Genomic DNA, 13,745 nt, shown 5'->3' with positions numbered 1-13,745 from the left:
CGTGCGCCGCCGGATCATCTCCCTGACGGTGCTGGCCGCCCTGGTCGCGACCGTGCTGTTCGCGTTGCCGCTGGGCGTGGCGGTGATGAAGTACTACCAGGACGACGCCGTCTCGGACCTGGAACGCGCGGCCGACGCCGCCGCGCTAGCGGTGTCGGACGAGCTGGCCGCCGGGCGGGCGCCGGCCGTGCCGCCGCCCGGGGACGACGACGAGGCCGAAGGCGCGGTGGGCGTCTACGCCCCGGACGGGCGGCTGCTCGCCGGGCACGGCCCTGCGAGCGGTGGCCCGCTCGAGCAGCGGGCGGCGAGCGCCACGGTCGACGTCGTCACCGGGCACGAGAGCGGCGATCTCGTGCTGACCGTGCCGGTGGTCAGCGGCGCCCGGGTGACCGGGGTGGTGCGCGCCGCGCTGCCGATGGCGGAGCTGCGGCTGCGGGTCGGGCTGACCTGGCTCGGCATGGCCGGGCTCGCGGTGGTGGCGATCGGGGCGAGCTGGCTGATGGCCCGGCGGTTCACGACGCGGCTGGTCCGGCCCCTGGAGGAGCTGGCCGCGGTGGCCGGGCGGCTCGGCGACGGCGACTTCACCGTCCGCGGCCCGCGCGCCGGGATCGCGGAGATCGACCGGGTCGGCGAGGCACTGGACGTCACCGCGGCCCGGATCGGCGAGACGCTGGAACGCGAGCGCGCGTTCTCCGCGGAGGCGTCCCACCAGCTGCGGACCCCGCTGACCGGGCTGCGGCTGCAGCTGGAGGCGGCGCTGGAGACGCCGGGCGCGGACCCGCACGCGGCGATCCGCGCCGGGATCGCGTCGGCCGACCGGCTGGAACGCACCATCGAGGACCTCCTGGCGCTGGGCCGCGAACGCCGCGCGCCGCGGGCCGAGCTCGATCTCGACGCGCTTCTGGAGGAGGTCCGGCAGGCCGGCGAGGCACTGCTCGCGCCGCACGGGCGCACGCTGCGGATCACCCGCGAGGACCCGCCACCGGCGCGGGTGGCGGTCGCGGCGGTCCGCCAGGTGCTCGGCGTGCTGCTCGACAACGCGGCGACGCACGGGCGAGGCACGGTGACGCTGCTCGCCCGCGACGCCGGCGACGCGCTGGCCATCGACGTCGCGGACGAGGGCCCCGACCTGGGCGAAACGGACCCGTTCGCGACGGCGGCGTCCGGGCACGGCATCGGCCTGCGGCTGGCGCGCAGCCTCGCCGAGGCCGAAGGCGGGAGGCTGCGGCTGAGCCGCCCGGAGCCGCCGACGTTCACCCTCCTGCTCCCGGCCGCCGAGCCGCCTGCGTCACTTTCCCCGTGAAAGCTGCGGTCCGTTGCCGACGGAACGATTCGCCACGATCTGCACAGTCTGTGCAATGAATCACCTGTGATTCATCTGTACGCGCAATGTTCTCCTGTTTTGCGCGACCGAGACGGCAGATACCGTCGTCGGCATGACTCTGCGGGCCGCGACGGTGCGGCGGAAACCGGTCGCCGATCTGGTCGCCGAAAGTGATCATGGCACGTTGAAGCGGTCGCTCGGGCTCGGGCAGCTGACCATGCTGAGCATCGGCGCGACGCTGGGCAGCGGCATCTTCGTCGTCCTCGGCGAAGCCGTGCCGGTGGCCGGGCCGGCCGTGGTCATCTCGTTCGTGCTCGCCGGGGTCACCGCGCTCTTTTCCGCCCTCTCCTACGCCGAGCTCGCCGGAATGATCCCGCTGTCCGGTTCGTCCTACTCCTACGCCTACGCCACGCTCGGCGAACTGGTCGCCTGGGTCTGCGGCTGGTGCCTGATCCTCGAATACGGCGTCTCGGTGGCGTCAGTCGCCGTCGGATGGGGGCAGTACCTCAACGAACTGCTCCGGCTCGCCTTCGGGTTCGCGATCCCGGACGCGCTGAGCCAGCCGCCCGGCTCCGGCGGGATCGTCAACGTGCCCGCGATCGTCGTCGTGGTGCTCGCGATGCTTCTGCTGCTGTCCGGCGCGAAGGAAAGCGCGCGGGCCAACGCCGTCATGGTCGCGGTCAAGATCGTGACGCTGGTGCTGTTCTGCGCGATCGCGTTCACCGCGGTCAAGGCCCGGAACTTCACGCCGTTCCTGCCGCTCGGCCTCGCCGGGATGAGTGCCGGCGCCGCCAAGCTCTTCTTCTCCTACATCGGGTTCGACGCCGCCTCGACCGCCGGCGAGGAGGCGAAGAACCCGCAGCGCGACCTGCCGCGGGCCATCCTGCTCTCGCTCGGCATCGTCACCGTGCTGTACTGCCTGGTCGCCGTGGCCGCGGTCGGCGCGCTGCCGTGGCAGCAGTTCGACGGCCAGGAAGCCGCGCTGTCGCACGTGCTGAGCGTCGTGTCGGGCAACCCGTTCTGGGCCGGCCTGCTCGCCGTCGGCGCGATCGTGGCGATCTCCAGCGTCGTGCTGACCGTCCTCTACGGACAGACGCGCATCCTGTTCGCGATGTCCCGCGACGGGCTCGTGCCGCCGTCGCTGTCCAAAGTGGATCCCAAGTCGGGCTCGCCGCGGATCAACACGCTGGTGGTCTCGGGCTTCGTCGCCGTCCTGGCCGCGTTCATCCCGCTGGGCAAGCTCGCCGACGCCACCAGCATCGGGACGCTGTTCGCGTTCCTGCTGGTCAACATCGCCGTCCTGCTCCTGCGGCGGCGCCAGCCCGACCGGCCGCGCTCGTTCCGCGTGCCGCTCTCGCCGGTGACGCCGCTGCTGGGCGTGCTGTGCTGCGGCTACATGATGTTCAGCCTCGACGGCGCCACCTGGGTCGTCTTCGGCGCCTGGATGGCGCTCGGCCTGCTGATCTACTTCGGCTACGGCATCCGGCGCTCGAGGCTGGCATGAGGGTCGCGATCCACCAGGGACCGGTCGGCGCGCTGCCCGGCGCCGTGCGCGCGTCGGGCGCCGACCTCGTCGTCACGGCCGAGATGAGCACCACCGGCTACCACATCGGCGCCCGGACGCACGAGCTGGCCGAGCCCGCCGACGGCCCCACCGCGGCCAGGATGTCCGCGCTGGCCAGGGAAACCGGCGTCGCGCTGGCGTACGGCTACCCGGAAGCCGACGGCGGGAACGTGTACAACAGCGTCCAGCTCGTCGACGCGGCCGGGCGGCGCCGGGCGAACTACCGCAAGACGCACCTGTTCGGCGACCTCGACAAGGCGTGGTTCACCCCGGGCGACGAACCCGTGGTGCAGGCCGACATCGGCGGCGTCCGCGTCGGGCTGCTGATCTGCTACGACGTCGAGTTCCCCGAGCTGGTGCGGGCGCACGCGCTGGCCGGCACGGAACTGCTGGCCGTCCCGACCGCCCTGATGAGCCCGTACGAGCTGGTCGCCGACACGCTGGTGCCGGCGCGGGCCTACGAAAGCCAGCTGTTCGTCGCCTACGCCAACCGTTGTGACGTCGAACAGGAGCTGACCTACTGCGGGCGCTCCTGCGTCGTCGCCCCGACCGGCGAGGTGCTGACCCGCGCCGGAAGCGATCCCGCGCTGATCACCGCAGAAGTCAGCCGCGACGCGCTCGCCGCGACGCGCCTGGAAAACACCCACCTGGCCGACCGGCGGCCCGAACTGTACCGAGGAACCACCGCATGACCTCCGCTGTCCCGACCGCGATCCACCACGACGAGCCGGCGGGCCGCCCGATCACGATGTTCGGCCCCGACTTCCCGTTCGCCTACGACGAGCACCTCGCCCACCCCGCCGGGCTGGGCTCGGTGCCGGCCCACCGGCACGGCACCGAAGTCGCCGTGATCGGCGGCGGCCTGTCCGGCATCGTCACCGCGTACGAGCTGATGAAGCTCGGCCTGCGGCCGGTGGTGTACGAGATCGCGGAGATCGGCGGCCGGCTGCGCACCGTCCGGTTCCCCGGCTGCCCGGACGACGTCGTCGCCGAGATGGGCGCGATGCGCTTCCCGCCCGCGTCGACCGCGCTGTTCCACTACATCGACAAGGTCGGGCTCGAGACGACGCCGTTCCCGAACCCGCTCGCCCCGGAGACGCCGAGCACCGTCGTCGACCTCAAGGGAGAGAGCCACTACGCGCGCACGCCGGGCGACCTGCCCGCGGTGTTCGCCGACGTCGCCGCCGCGTGGGACCGGACGCTCGCCGAGCACGCGTCGTTCGCCGAGATGCAGACCGCGATCCGCGACCGCGACGCGAAAACGATCAAGCGGCTGTGGAACGAGCTCGTCCCGAAGCTGGACAACCAGACGTTCTACGGGTTCCTCTGCGACTCCCCCGCGTTCGCCTCCTTCCGGCACCGCGAGATCTTCGGCCAGGTCGGCTTCGGTACCGGTGGCTGGGACACCGACTTCCCCAACTCCATCCTGGAAATCCTGCGCGTCGTCTACACTGGCGCCGACGACGAGCACCGCAGCATCGCGGGCGGCAGCCGGCAGCTTCCCTTGCGGCTCTGGGACCACGCGCCTTCGGAACTCGCTTTCTGGCCCGCGGGAACGTCGTTGGCTTCGCTGCACGAAGGCGGACCGCGTCCCGGCGTCACGAGGCTGCACCGGACGGCGCCGAACAACATCACGGTGACCGACGCGTCCGGGCACATCCGGACCTACCCGGCGGCGGTGTTCACCGCGCAGAGCTGGATGCTGCTGTCCAAGATCGAATGCGACGAAGCGCTGTTCCCGATCGACCACTGGACGGCGATCGAGCGCACGCACTACATGGAGTCGTCGAAGGTGTTCGTGCCGGTCGACCGGCCGTTCTGGCTCGACCGCGACCCGGCGACCGGCCGCGACACGATGAGCATGACGCTGACCGACCGGATGCCGCGCGGCACCTACCTGCTCGGCGACGACCCCTCGAAGCCGGCCGTCATCTGCCTGTCCTACACGTGGGCCGACGACTCGCTGAAGTGGCTGCCGCTTTCGGTGTCCGAGCGCGTCGAGGTGATGCTCCAGTCGCTGCGCGAGATCTACCCCGGCGTCGACGTCCGGCGGCACATCATCGGCGACCCGGTGACCGTGTCGTGGGAAGCCGAACCGCACTTCATGGGCGCGTTCAAGGCGAACCTGCCCGGGCACTACCGCTACCAGCACCGGCTGTTCACGCACTTCATGCAAGACGAGCTAGCGGAGCGTCACCGCGGCCTCTTCCTGGCGGGTGACGACGTCTCGTGGACGGCGGGCTGGGCCGAGGGCGCGGTGCAGACCGCGCTCAACGCGGTTTGGGGCGTGCTGCACCACTTCGGCGGCGAGACGGACCCCGCGAACCCGGGCCCCGGCGACTGCTTCGCGGACCTCGCCCCGATCACGCTGCCGGACTGAGCGTGCCCCGATCGGGCCACCCCGGGAGACTGAGCTGCCCGGGTCACCTGGTCGTGCGACGATGACACCATGAACACCGAGCCGGCGCCGAGATGGCGAAGACTGGAACCGGACGAACGGAAGGAACAGATCTACGCTTGCGCGGCGCGGCTGTTCGGTGACCGTCCCTACTCCGAAGTGTCCACTTCGGACATCGCCGCGGCGGCCGGAGTCGCGCGGGGGTTGATCAACCACTACTTCGGCACGAAACGCGAGCTGTACCTGGAAATCATCCGCCGGGCGCTGACCGTGCCGCATCTGGCCGTCGAAATCCTGCCGGACGGGCCGCTCGAACTGCGGGCCGACGTCGCCATCGAGTGGTTCCTCGACATGGTCACCAGCCAGGAGCGGATGTGGCTGGCCGCGATCGCGCCGGAGGGCATCGGGCGCGACCTCGAGGTGGAGCGCATCCTCGAAGAGGCCGACCGGGAGTCCGCCGACCGCGTGCTCGAAGCCGTCGGGCTGTCCAGCGAAAGCGAACACGGCCCCGAGCTCAACGCGCTCGTGCGGGCCTTCGGCGGGATGGTGAAGTCCGCCGGCCGGGAATGGCTCGTGCGCGGCTCCCTGACCCGCCCCCAGGTGCACCTGCTGCTGTCCAAGTCGCTCGTCACACTGGTCGGCGAGATCTTCCCGGCGATCCAGGCGGAACCGCCGCAGCCGGACGGCCGCGGGTAGACCGAAGCCCCCGGCGCCACGAGGGGGAGGAGGGCGCCAGGGGCTCCGGGTCAGCGGACGAGCCGCCGACGCACGCTCACGGTACGCCCGAGCGCTGTCAAGTCGCTGTCAGCTCTTCGCCGTCCGATTCGCGAAGTTCTCCGAGCCGGTGGGCGAGTCCGTCGAGACACCTTTGGACCGCGTAGTCATACACCTGGGCGTAGTACCCCGCGGCGAGGTCGGGATCGCCCATCAGGTCGTGCATCGCGGCGCCCAGCTCGGCCATCCCCGGCAGGTCTTCCCGCTCGCGGAACTTCGCGTACGCCTCGGTGTTGTCGATGCGCAGCGCGAGCGCGCCTTCGCGGTCGTCCTCCATCGCGACGAACTGGCAGGCGGTCATCAGCAGCAAGTTGTAGGCCAGCACGCTTTCGCGGCCGAAGCCGGCTTTCAGGAGCACCCCGACGCCCGCGTCGATGCTGCGCGTGGCCGCCTCGACCGACGGGCCGAACAGCGCGAGCCGCCGCGCGCAGCCCGGGTAGGCCCGCAGCACCGCGCGCAGGCTCGCCAGCAGCTCGGTGAACCACTCCTGCCACGGCAGGTGCGTTTCCGGCAGCTCCAGCAGGCCGGTCACCCGGTCGACGACGGCGTTCACCACCGCGTCCCGGTCGCCGACGTGGTGGTAGATCACCGCCGGATAGGCCTCGACCGCGCGGGCGAGCTCCCGCAACGTCCAGTTGTCGAGCCCGCGTTCGCCGGTCAGCGTCGTCGCCGCGGTGATGATCCGGTCGGCCGTGAGCGCCGGCAGTCCCGCCGCGGCTCGCGACCGGGGGCGCTGTCCGGTACCCGAGGATGAGGTCGGCATGGGGGGTAACGGTAACGGCACGGGTGGGACCGGTGCCAGCTCCGCACGGGTACGGCAGGATCGGGGTATGGCACGCGCACAGGCCAACGGTCTCGAGCTCGAGTACGACACCTTCGGCGATCCGGGCGGTCCGCCGCTGGTCCTGGTGATGGGCCTCGGCGCTCAGATGATCACCTGGGAGGACGGTTTCTGCGAGCTGCTCGCCGCCCGCGGGTTCTTCGTCGTGCGCTACGACAACCGGGACGTCGGGCTCTCCACCTGGCTCGACGAGCTGCCGGCGCCGGACCTGGCCGCGCTGGCCGGCGGCGACCTGACGACGGCGCCGTACCGCCTTTCGGACCTGGCCGACGACGCCGTCGGGCTGTTCGACGCGCTCGGCATCGGCCGCGCGCACGTCGTCGGCGCGTCGATGGGCGGGATGATCGTGCAGCAGCTGGCCATCGACCACCCGGACCGGCTGCTGTCGGTCACGTCGATCATGTCGACCACCGGCGACCCGGCGGTCGGGCAGGCCGAGCCGTGGGCGCTGGCGATGCTGACGCGGCCGCCGGCGTCGACGCGCGAGCAGGCCCTCGCCGACAGCGTCGACGGCTACCGGCGGCTCGGGTCGCCCGGCTACCCGGACGACGAGGCGTTCCTGCTGGCCAAGGCGGCGCTGCACTACGACCGCGCCCGCCACCCGGTGGGCACGCTGCGCCAGGCGGCGGCGGTACTGGCGTCCGGCGACCGGACGGCGGGGCTGCGTTCGGTGCGGCTGCCGGCGCTGGTCGTCCACGGCGACGCCGACCCGCTGATCGACGTCAGCGGCGGCAAGGCGACGGCGGAAGCGATCCCGGACGCGGAGCTGCTGGTGATCCCGGGCATGGGCCACAACCTGCCGCGCGCGGTGTGGCCCGCGCTGGCTTCGGCGATCGCCGGCGTGGCGGGTCAATAACGCGTCAAGATCCCGGGGTCGGGGCGTAGGGAATGTGTCCTGGCTCATGCTCCCGGCCGTCCGCCGGGGTTTCCCTGGGTGGCATGAGTGGTGGCTTCGGGTTCCCGTTCGGCTGTGTGGCGGCGGTGGTCGCGGTGATCGCGGCGGCCCTGGCCGGTCCGAGCCCCTGGTACGCGCTGGTCACACTGGGTCTGGTGGTGCTGGCCGCCGCGTTCCGGACGTCGCTTTTCGCGGCGGCCGGCGTCGCGGTGGTGGCGTGGGCGCTGGACTCGGGGTTCGTGCTCGGCCGGGCGGGCGAACTCACCTTCTCCCCGGCTTCGGCGGTCGCCTCCCTGGTCTTCGCCGCGCTTCTCGCCTTCGGCTTCGCCGCGCGGCTCATCTCCCGCGCTCCGGTGCGGGTCCGCGTCCCGGCGCCCCGCCGTCCGGCTGACGCCCCGGCTCCGCGTTCCCTCACCACCGCCGGCTGACGCCGGCTCCGGCTCGGCCTCCGGCCGGCGGGATCGGGAGGCTCGCCGGCCGTGTCGACCCTCCGATCACGCGAGTTCGCTCTCCAATCACGCGAGTTCCGCCTTCGATCACGTGAGTTCGGCCTTCGATCACGCGAATCCCGGGTCTGGTCACGCGAACCGACCCTCCAGGTACGCGAGTCGACCGTCTGGGTACGCGAGTTCGCCGTCCGGGTACGCGAGTTCGTCGGTCCGGTACGCCGAACTCGCGTGATCAGGGACGTAACTCGCGTGATTGGGCGCGTAACTCGCGTGATTGGGAGGGCATCTCGCGTGATTAGAGGGGCATCTCGCGTGTTTGGAGGGTCGGCTCACGTGATTGGGGGTCGGCTCGTGTGCTTGGAGGGTCGGCTCGTGGGCCTGGAGGTTCGGCTTGTGGGACTGGGCGGACGACACGCGGGTGTCAGGGGGGTGGGGTGGTGGCTCGGCGGGCCGCGAGGGCCGCGATGATGCGCGGGAGGCCGGCCGGGTGGAGGGGGTCGATGTCCGTCAGGTCCCGGACCCGGCGCAGGCGGTAGTCGACCGTGTTGGGGTGGACGTGCAGCTTCGCCGCCGTGCGGCGGCGGTTCGTGTCCAGCTCCAGGTACGTCGACAGCGTCTCGACCAGCTCCGGGTGCGCGTCCAGCGGGGCGAGCGCCGCCGCGAGCCGGTCGCGGGCCGCGCCCGGGCGGGTCAGCTGGTACTCCATCAGGACGTCGTCGAGGCGGTACAGCCCCGGCGAGCGCCCGAACCAGCGGAGTACGTCCAGCACCTCGCCCGTCAGTCCCGCCGCCTCGCGGACCTCCGACGGAGCCGCCGTGTCGGCCGCCGCCAGCACGTCGACGCCCGCCGCGCGCCCGGCCGTGTCCAGCAGCGCTCCCCACTCCGGGACCGCCGAGAGCCGCCCGGCCAGCGGCAGCAGCACCAGCCCGCCCGGACCGTCCAAGGACGCGAGAACACCGTCGCCGCAGGACTGTTCGAACGCGGCCAGGAACCGCCGCAGCTTCCGGCGGATCGCGATGTCCGCGTCGACGCCCGGGGACGCCTCGTCGGCGTGCGGCCCCAGCTCGACGCTCAGCACGAGGTACCGCGCCGGCAGCGTGATCCCGGCGCTGCGGGCAACGACGTCGACCGGGCCGCCGTCGGCCAGCACCGAAAGCAGCGTGCGGCGCGCGGTGTGCTCCTGCCCGACCTTCGTGCGCAGCTCCTCCAGGTACCCCCGCGTGACGGCCCCGGTGATGGTGCCGACGAACGCGAGCACCCGGTCCGCGACGTCGAGCACGTCGGCGACGTCCGTGCCGGTCGCGTCGGCCGAACCGACGGCGAAGATCTCCCGCGCCCCGACGTGGTACGCGGTCAGCACGGCCTCCAGCGGAAAGCCCTCCTCGGCCCGCCGCACCGCGGACGCGCCGATCTGCCGCAGCTCGGCGTCGTTGAGCTGCCGGTCTTCGCGCAGGCTCCGGGCGAACGCGCGCACGGCCTGCCGGGTGATCCGCGCGATGTCGCCGGCAAGCTCCTCGACCGGCAGCCGCCGGTAGTCCGCGACGTCGGCCTGGATGCGCGTCAGCACCCGCGCGATCAGCTCCGGCTCCTCCTGGGTGAGCCGCTCGTGGACGCGCTGGCCGCCGAGCGTCAGGTCACCACCCGGCTTGTGCTCCGTCACAACCGATCCCCTCGTTCTCTGCCCGGATTCCCAGTCAATCCGGGCGCCCGCGGTGCCGATGGTGTCACGGAGACCAACCATCGGCACAACGTCAAGGAGGACGGCGTGCGAGTGCGGACAACGGCGTTCATCACGATCTTGGTCGCGGCACTGGCGACGACGGCGGGGACGGCGGCGGCGAGCACCGCCGGGGAGTACGTGGCGCTCGGGGATTCGGCCGCGGCCGGCCCGCTGATCCTGCCCCCGGACCTCTCGTCCCCGGGCTGCCTGCGCTCGCTCGCGAACTACCCGCACGTCGCCGCGAGCCGGCTCGGCGTCCCGCTGAAGGACGTCACGTGCTCGGGCGCGACGACCGCGGACATGTACGCGCCGCAGTCGACGGAGACCGGCGCGGTCCCGCCGCAGCTGGACGCGCTCGGCGCGACCACGAAGACCGTCACGCTGACCATCGGCGGCAACGACGTCGGCCTGGTCGGCGCGGCGACCAGCTGCATCAACCTGCTGCCGGGCATCAACCCGGACTGCGTGGACCGCTACACCGCGGGCGGGCACGACCAGCTGGCCGAGAAGATCGCCGCGTTCGAGCCGACGTGGGGCGCGCTGCTGGACGCGATCCACGCGCACGCGCCGAACGCGGACGTCTTCGTCGCCGGTTACGGCACTTACCTGCCGCACAACGGGTGCTGGCCTGTCGCACCGCTCACCCCGCGCGACGCGAACTACATCCAGGGCAGCATCGACAAGACGAACGCGGCGCTCGCCCGGCAGGCCGCGGCGCACAACGCGCGGTATGTGGACATCCGGACGGCCTCGATCGGCCATGACGTCTGCAAGCTGCCCGGCGTGAAGTGGTTCGAGAGCGTGATCCCGACATCGGTCGCGGCGCCGTTGCACCCCAATGCGAACGGCATGCGCCACATCGGCGCGGTGGTGGCCGGGGCGATCGGCGGCTGAGGCTGGGCTCGGCGCCGGTCGGCCACGGCCGACGCCACGGGGTTCAGCCGCGGCGGTCAAACGGCTGAATCCCGGCGGCCGGCACCTGCGGCCAGGACCCGGGCCGCACCGCAGGACTTCGGCCGCGGCGATCAGCGGCTGAAGTCCCACCGGCTCGCGCCGTACGGCTCGGCGCAGGCGACGCCGATCGCCCGGGTCGGCACGAGCCGGTACAGGAACCACGGTGCGGGTCCCGCGCTCGGCGCCATGAACGGCGCCGTGTACCCGCCGTCGGTCACCGTTGCGGGCCAGCCGCCCTCGCGGTATACCGCCGCCACCTGCTCGAGCGTGGCGGAATCGGCGATGTGCTCGGCCTCGCCCTCCAAGGTGAGGTCGAGCCCCTTCAGGCGCACCGACACGGTGCACGCCGGGTTCGCCGCCAGGTTGCGGGCCCGGCGCGTGCCGGGCCCGCTCACGAAGTACAGAGCGTCGTCGACCCAGATCGCGCCGACGCCGGCGGCGTGCGGGCGGCCGTCGGGGCGGACGGTCCCGACGAAGAACGTCAGGTCCTCCTTGGGGGTCTGGGTGGCGAGGAGGTCGCGCGCCCTGCTCCACGGCAGCGCCGCGGACCCGTTTTGGTCGAGGTTCTCGGTGTGCGTCGGTTCGGTCATGCCTACGCGTCGAACGGGACGACGGCGGATCGACACGCGGCGGGAATTCGCATGGCCAAGCCGCGCCGGATCAGCTCAGCGCCGCGGCCACCGCCGCGAGGGTCTTCGCGCCGCCGGGGTCGTCGTCGCTGGTAGCGGGCACGATCGCCAGCTCGTCGATCCCCGCTTCGGCGTACTCCCGCGCCTTCGCGGTGATCTCCGCCGGCGAGCCCAGCAGGCCCACTGTCGCGATCGCCTCCACCGGCACCGCCGCCAGCAGCTCACGCGGGTGCGGCCGTGACCGCGCGAAGTCGACCAGGTCGCCGAACCCCGCCGCGCGGAACATCTCGCCGTACCCGGGCGCCGCCAGGTAGCCGACCACGCCGCGACGCAGCTGTTCGAGCGCCGCCGGGTCCGGATCGACCGCGCCGACCACCCACGCGGCCACCGGCGGCGGCGTGGTTCCCGCCCGCGAAGCCGCCTCCCGCAGACCGCGGACCAAGGTCGCCGCCGCGGCCGGGCTGACCAGGTTCACCACCATCCGGTCGGCGTGCCGCGCGGCGACGTCGAGGGCGCGCGGGCCGAACGCGGCGATCGTCAGCGGCGATTTCGGGGCGGCCAAACGCAATCGGTACCCCTGGGAGCCGACCACTGATCCGTCCACAGTGGACTTCTCCCCGGAAACCAGCTGCCGCACGGCGATCGCCGATTCCTCCAAAGCGGTCGCGGCCCGAGCCCGGGACCGGCCGTGCCAGCCCCGCACCACGACGTCGCTGGACGTGCCGAGCGCGACGCCGGTCGTCCGGCCGGTCAGCGCCGCGACCGACGCGACACCCATCGCGATCGTCGCCGGATCCCGCACGGTCACCGCCAGCGGCCCGAAGGTCAGCGAAAGAGACGAGGTCGCCGCACCGATCGCCGTCCCCAGCGCGAACGCGTCCCACGTCGCCATCTCGCCGATCCACAGCTCCGGGTACCCAGCGGCCTCGGCGGCGCGCGCGGTGTCCAGCGCCTCCTCCGGCGGGCGGTCCTGCCAGAGCCCCAGCGACACCGAAAGCCTCATGCGGACGCCTGCACGATCATGGTCACCACCGTAGTGAACGAGCCGCCGACGTTGAGCGTCAACGCCGTACTCGCGCCCTCGACCTGCGTCTCGCCCGCTTTCCCGGTCACCTGCCGCGCGACGTCGTGCAGCATCCGGACGCCGGTCGCGCCGACCGGGTGACCCAGCCCGATCAGGCCGCCTCCGGGGTTGATCCCGGCCGCGTCGAGGCCGCCGTCGGCGATGAACTTGCCGCCGTCGCCGGGCGGCGCGGCACCGAGGTGCTCCAGCGCGACCAGCCCGGTGATCGTGAAGCAGTCGTGCAGTTCGACGACGTCGAGCGCGTCCGGCCCGGCCACGCCCGCGCGCTCGTAAGCGTCGACGACCGCGCCGCGCAGGTGCGGGAACAGGTACTCGCCGTCAGACTTGATCTTCTCGGCGAGGCCGATGTGCGCGGTGCGATGGCCGAACCCGGCGATGCGCGGGAAGCCGCCGCCGAGCCGCTCGGCGAACGCCGGAGAGGCCAGCAGGACCGCCGCGGCGCCGTCGGTGATCCGGCCGCAGTCCTGCTTGCGCAGCCTGCCTTCGATCACCGGGTTCAGCTCGTCGTCGGGCCCGAACGCGCCGGCCGGGAAGCGCCAGTCGCGGGCCTGCGCGAGCGGATTCCGCGTCGCACGGTCGAAAGCGTGCGACGCGAACTGCCCGAGGTGCTCGGGATCGAGGCCGTACCGCTCGTCGTACGCGGAAGCGACGTCGGCGAAGAGCGCGGGCCACGGGAACTTCGCGGCGACGGCTTCGTGCCCCGCCCACGCGGCGGACCCGAGGTGCTCGGCAGCCCGCTGCCCGTCGACGTTGCGCATCAGCTCGACGCCGACGACCAGCGCCAGGTCGTAGCGGCCCGCTTCGAGGTCCGCACACGCGGCCAGGACGGCGGTGCTGCCGGACGCGCACGCCGCTTCTTGCCGGGTGCTGGGCACGCCGTCGAGCTCCGGCACCGCGGCCACCAGCAGCCCGCCGAGCTGGGCCTGGCCGGTGAACAGCTCCGCCGCGAGGTTGCCGACGTGCGCGACCCCGACGTCGGCCGCGGTCACCCCCGCGTCCGCGAGGGCGGCCGGCACGACCTCGGCGAACAGCTCGAGGATCCCGCGCCCCTCCTTCGCGTAGTTGCGCGCGAAGTCGGTCTGCGCCCCGCCCAGCACGAACACGGTCATGGCC

The 13,745-nt window shown here is 72.7% G+C and carries 13 protein-coding genes; 8 read left to right on the top strand and 5 right to left on the bottom strand.

Annotation, left to right across the window (positions count from 1 at the left end; all coding sequences use genetic code 11):
* Position 1: 1 nt before the first annotated feature.
* The 5 genes from QQ657_RS05550 (at position 2) to QQ657_RS05530 (ending at position 5,982) form a co-directional block, all read left to right on the top strand.
* Complete coding sequence (locus QQ657_RS05550; protein ID WP_284740969.1) at positions 2 to 1,303, top strand: sensor histidine kinase; 1,302 nt, start codon at positions 2 to 4, stop codon at positions 1,301 to 1,303.
* Positions 1,304 to 1,436: 133 nt separating this feature from the next.
* Positions 1,437 to 2,828, top strand: coding sequence for an amino acid permease (locus QQ657_RS05545; RefSeq protein ID WP_284740968.1), 1,392 nt, complete (start codon positions 1,437 to 1,439; stop codon positions 2,826 to 2,828).
* Positions 2,825 to 3,580, top strand: a complete 756-nt coding sequence (locus QQ657_RS05540) for a carbon-nitrogen hydrolase family protein (RefSeq protein ID WP_284740967.1) — start codon at positions 2,825 to 2,827, stop codon at positions 3,578 to 3,580. The genes QQ657_RS05545 and QQ657_RS05540 overlap by 4 nt, the downstream gene beginning before the upstream one ends.
* Positions 3,577 to 5,268, top strand: a complete 1,692-nt coding sequence (locus QQ657_RS05535; protein ID WP_284740966.1) for a flavin monoamine oxidase family protein — start codon at positions 3,577 to 3,579, stop codon at positions 5,266 to 5,268. Before QQ657_RS05540 ends, QQ657_RS05535 begins: the two co-directional genes overlap by 4 nt.
* Before the next feature lie 69 nt (positions 5,269 to 5,337).
* Entirely contained in the window at positions 5,338 to 5,982 is a 645-nt protein-coding gene (locus tag QQ657_RS05530; protein WP_284740965.1) for a TetR/AcrR family transcriptional regulator, read from the top strand.
* Positions 5,983 to 6,079: 97 nt separating this feature from the next.
* On the opposite strand, the gene QQ657_RS05525 is transcribed toward QQ657_RS05530, so the two are convergent.
* On the bottom strand, positions 6,080 to 6,823 hold the full coding sequence (locus QQ657_RS05525; protein ID WP_284740964.1) for a TetR/AcrR family transcriptional regulator: 744 nt from the start codon (positions 6,821 to 6,823) through the stop codon (positions 6,080 to 6,082).
* A gap of 67 nt (positions 6,824 to 6,890) precedes the next feature.
* Between QQ657_RS05525 and QQ657_RS05520 the strand changes: the two genes are divergently transcribed.
* Together QQ657_RS05520 and QQ657_RS05515 are read left to right on the top strand one after the other, a co-directional pair.
* Positions 6,891 to 7,757 (top strand): alpha/beta fold hydrolase, encoded by an 867-nt coding sequence (locus QQ657_RS05520; RefSeq protein ID WP_284740963.1) that lies wholly within the window; start codon positions 6,891 to 6,893, stop codon positions 7,755 to 7,757.
* Between the two features lie 83 nt (positions 7,758 to 7,840).
* Positions 7,841 to 8,224: a hypothetical protein gene (locus tag QQ657_RS05515; RefSeq protein WP_284740962.1), complete on the top strand. Its 384-nt coding sequence runs from the start codon at positions 7,841 to 7,843 to the stop codon at positions 8,222 to 8,224.
* 442 nt (positions 8,225 to 8,666) lie between these two features.
* On the opposite strand, the gene QQ657_RS05510 is transcribed toward QQ657_RS05515, so the two are convergent.
* Positions 8,667 to 9,905 (bottom strand): PucR family transcriptional regulator, encoded by a 1,239-nt coding sequence (locus QQ657_RS05510; RefSeq protein WP_284740961.1) that lies wholly within the window; start codon positions 9,903 to 9,905, stop codon positions 8,667 to 8,669.
* A gap of 111 nt (positions 9,906 to 10,016) precedes the next feature.
* On the opposite strand from QQ657_RS05510, the gene QQ657_RS05505 reads away from it, so the two are divergent.
* Positions 10,017 to 10,859 (top strand): SGNH/GDSL hydrolase family protein, encoded by an 843-nt coding sequence (locus tag QQ657_RS05505; RefSeq protein ID WP_284741277.1) that lies wholly within the window; start codon positions 10,017 to 10,019, stop codon positions 10,857 to 10,859.
* 131 nt (positions 10,860 to 10,990) lie between these two features.
* Here the strand turns inward: QQ657_RS05505 and QQ657_RS05500 are convergent, their stop codons facing one another.
* The 3 genes from QQ657_RS05500 to QQ657_RS05490 all read right to left on the bottom strand — a co-directional run bounded on the left by QQ657_RS05500 (position 10,991) and on the right by QQ657_RS05490 (position 13,741).
* Positions 10,991 to 11,509, bottom strand: a complete 519-nt coding sequence (locus QQ657_RS05500; RefSeq protein ID WP_284740960.1) for a pyridoxamine 5'-phosphate oxidase family protein — start codon at positions 11,507 to 11,509, stop codon at positions 10,991 to 10,993.
* 70 nt (positions 11,510 to 11,579) lie between these two features.
* Positions 11,580 to 12,551 carry an LLM class F420-dependent oxidoreductase gene (locus QQ657_RS05495; RefSeq protein WP_284740959.1) on the bottom strand — a complete coding sequence of 324 codons (972 nt, stop codon included), beginning with the start codon at positions 12,549 to 12,551 and terminating at the stop codon, positions 11,580 to 11,582.
* Positions 12,548 to 13,741, bottom strand: a complete 1,194-nt coding sequence (locus tag QQ657_RS05490; protein WP_284740958.1) for an acetyl-CoA acetyltransferase — start codon at positions 13,739 to 13,741, stop codon at positions 12,548 to 12,550. The genes QQ657_RS05495 and QQ657_RS05490 overlap by 4 nt, the downstream gene beginning before the upstream one ends.
* Positions 13,742 to 13,745 lie beyond the last annotated feature (4 nt).

The organism is Amycolatopsis ponsaeliensis, assembly GCF_030182635.1.
Lineage (GTDB): Bacteria > Actinomycetota > Actinomycetes > Mycobacteriales > Pseudonocardiaceae > Amycolatopsis > Amycolatopsis ponsaeliensis.
The sequence above is the reverse complement of the archived record's forward strand: the minus strand, read 5'-3'. Positions and strand labels throughout refer to the sequence as shown.

Excerpts from the sequence above, each read along its gene's own strand:
- QQ657_RS05500 (WP_284740960.1), bottom strand. The coding sequence starts at position 11,509 with ATGACCGAACCGACGCACACCGAGAACCTCGACCAAAACGGGTCCGCG.
- QQ657_RS05535 (WP_284740966.1), top strand. The coding sequence starts at position 3,577 with ATGACCTCCGCTGTCCCGACCGCGATCCACCACGACGAGCCGGCGGGC.
- QQ657_RS05520 (WP_284740963.1), top strand. The coding sequence starts at position 6,891 with ATGGCACGCGCACAGGCCAACGGTCTCGAGCTCGAGTACGACACCTTC.
- QQ657_RS05495 (WP_284740959.1), bottom strand. The coding sequence starts at position 12,551 with ATGAGGCTTTCGGTGTCGCTGGGGCTCTGGCAGGACCGCCCGCCGGAG.
- QQ657_RS05490 (WP_284740958.1), bottom strand. The coding sequence starts at position 13,741 with ATGACCGTGTTCGTGCTGGGCGGGGCGCAGACCGACTTCGCGCGCAAC.
- QQ657_RS05525 (WP_284740964.1), bottom strand. The coding sequence starts at position 6,823 with ATGCCGACCTCATCCTCGGGTACCGGACAGCGCCCCCGGTCGCGAGCC.
- QQ657_RS05530 (WP_284740965.1), top strand. The coding sequence starts at position 5,338 with ATGAACACCGAGCCGGCGCCGAGATGGCGAAGACTGGAACCGGACGAA.
- QQ657_RS05545 (WP_284740968.1), top strand. The coding sequence starts at position 1,437 with ATGACTCTGCGGGCCGCGACGGTGCGGCGGAAACCGGTCGCCGATCTG.
- QQ657_RS05540 (WP_284740967.1), top strand. The coding sequence starts at position 2,825 with ATGAGGGTCGCGATCCACCAGGGACCGGTCGGCGCGCTGCCCGGCGCC.
- QQ657_RS05515 (WP_284740962.1), top strand. The coding sequence starts at position 7,841 with ATGAGTGGTGGCTTCGGGTTCCCGTTCGGCTGTGTGGCGGCGGTGGTC.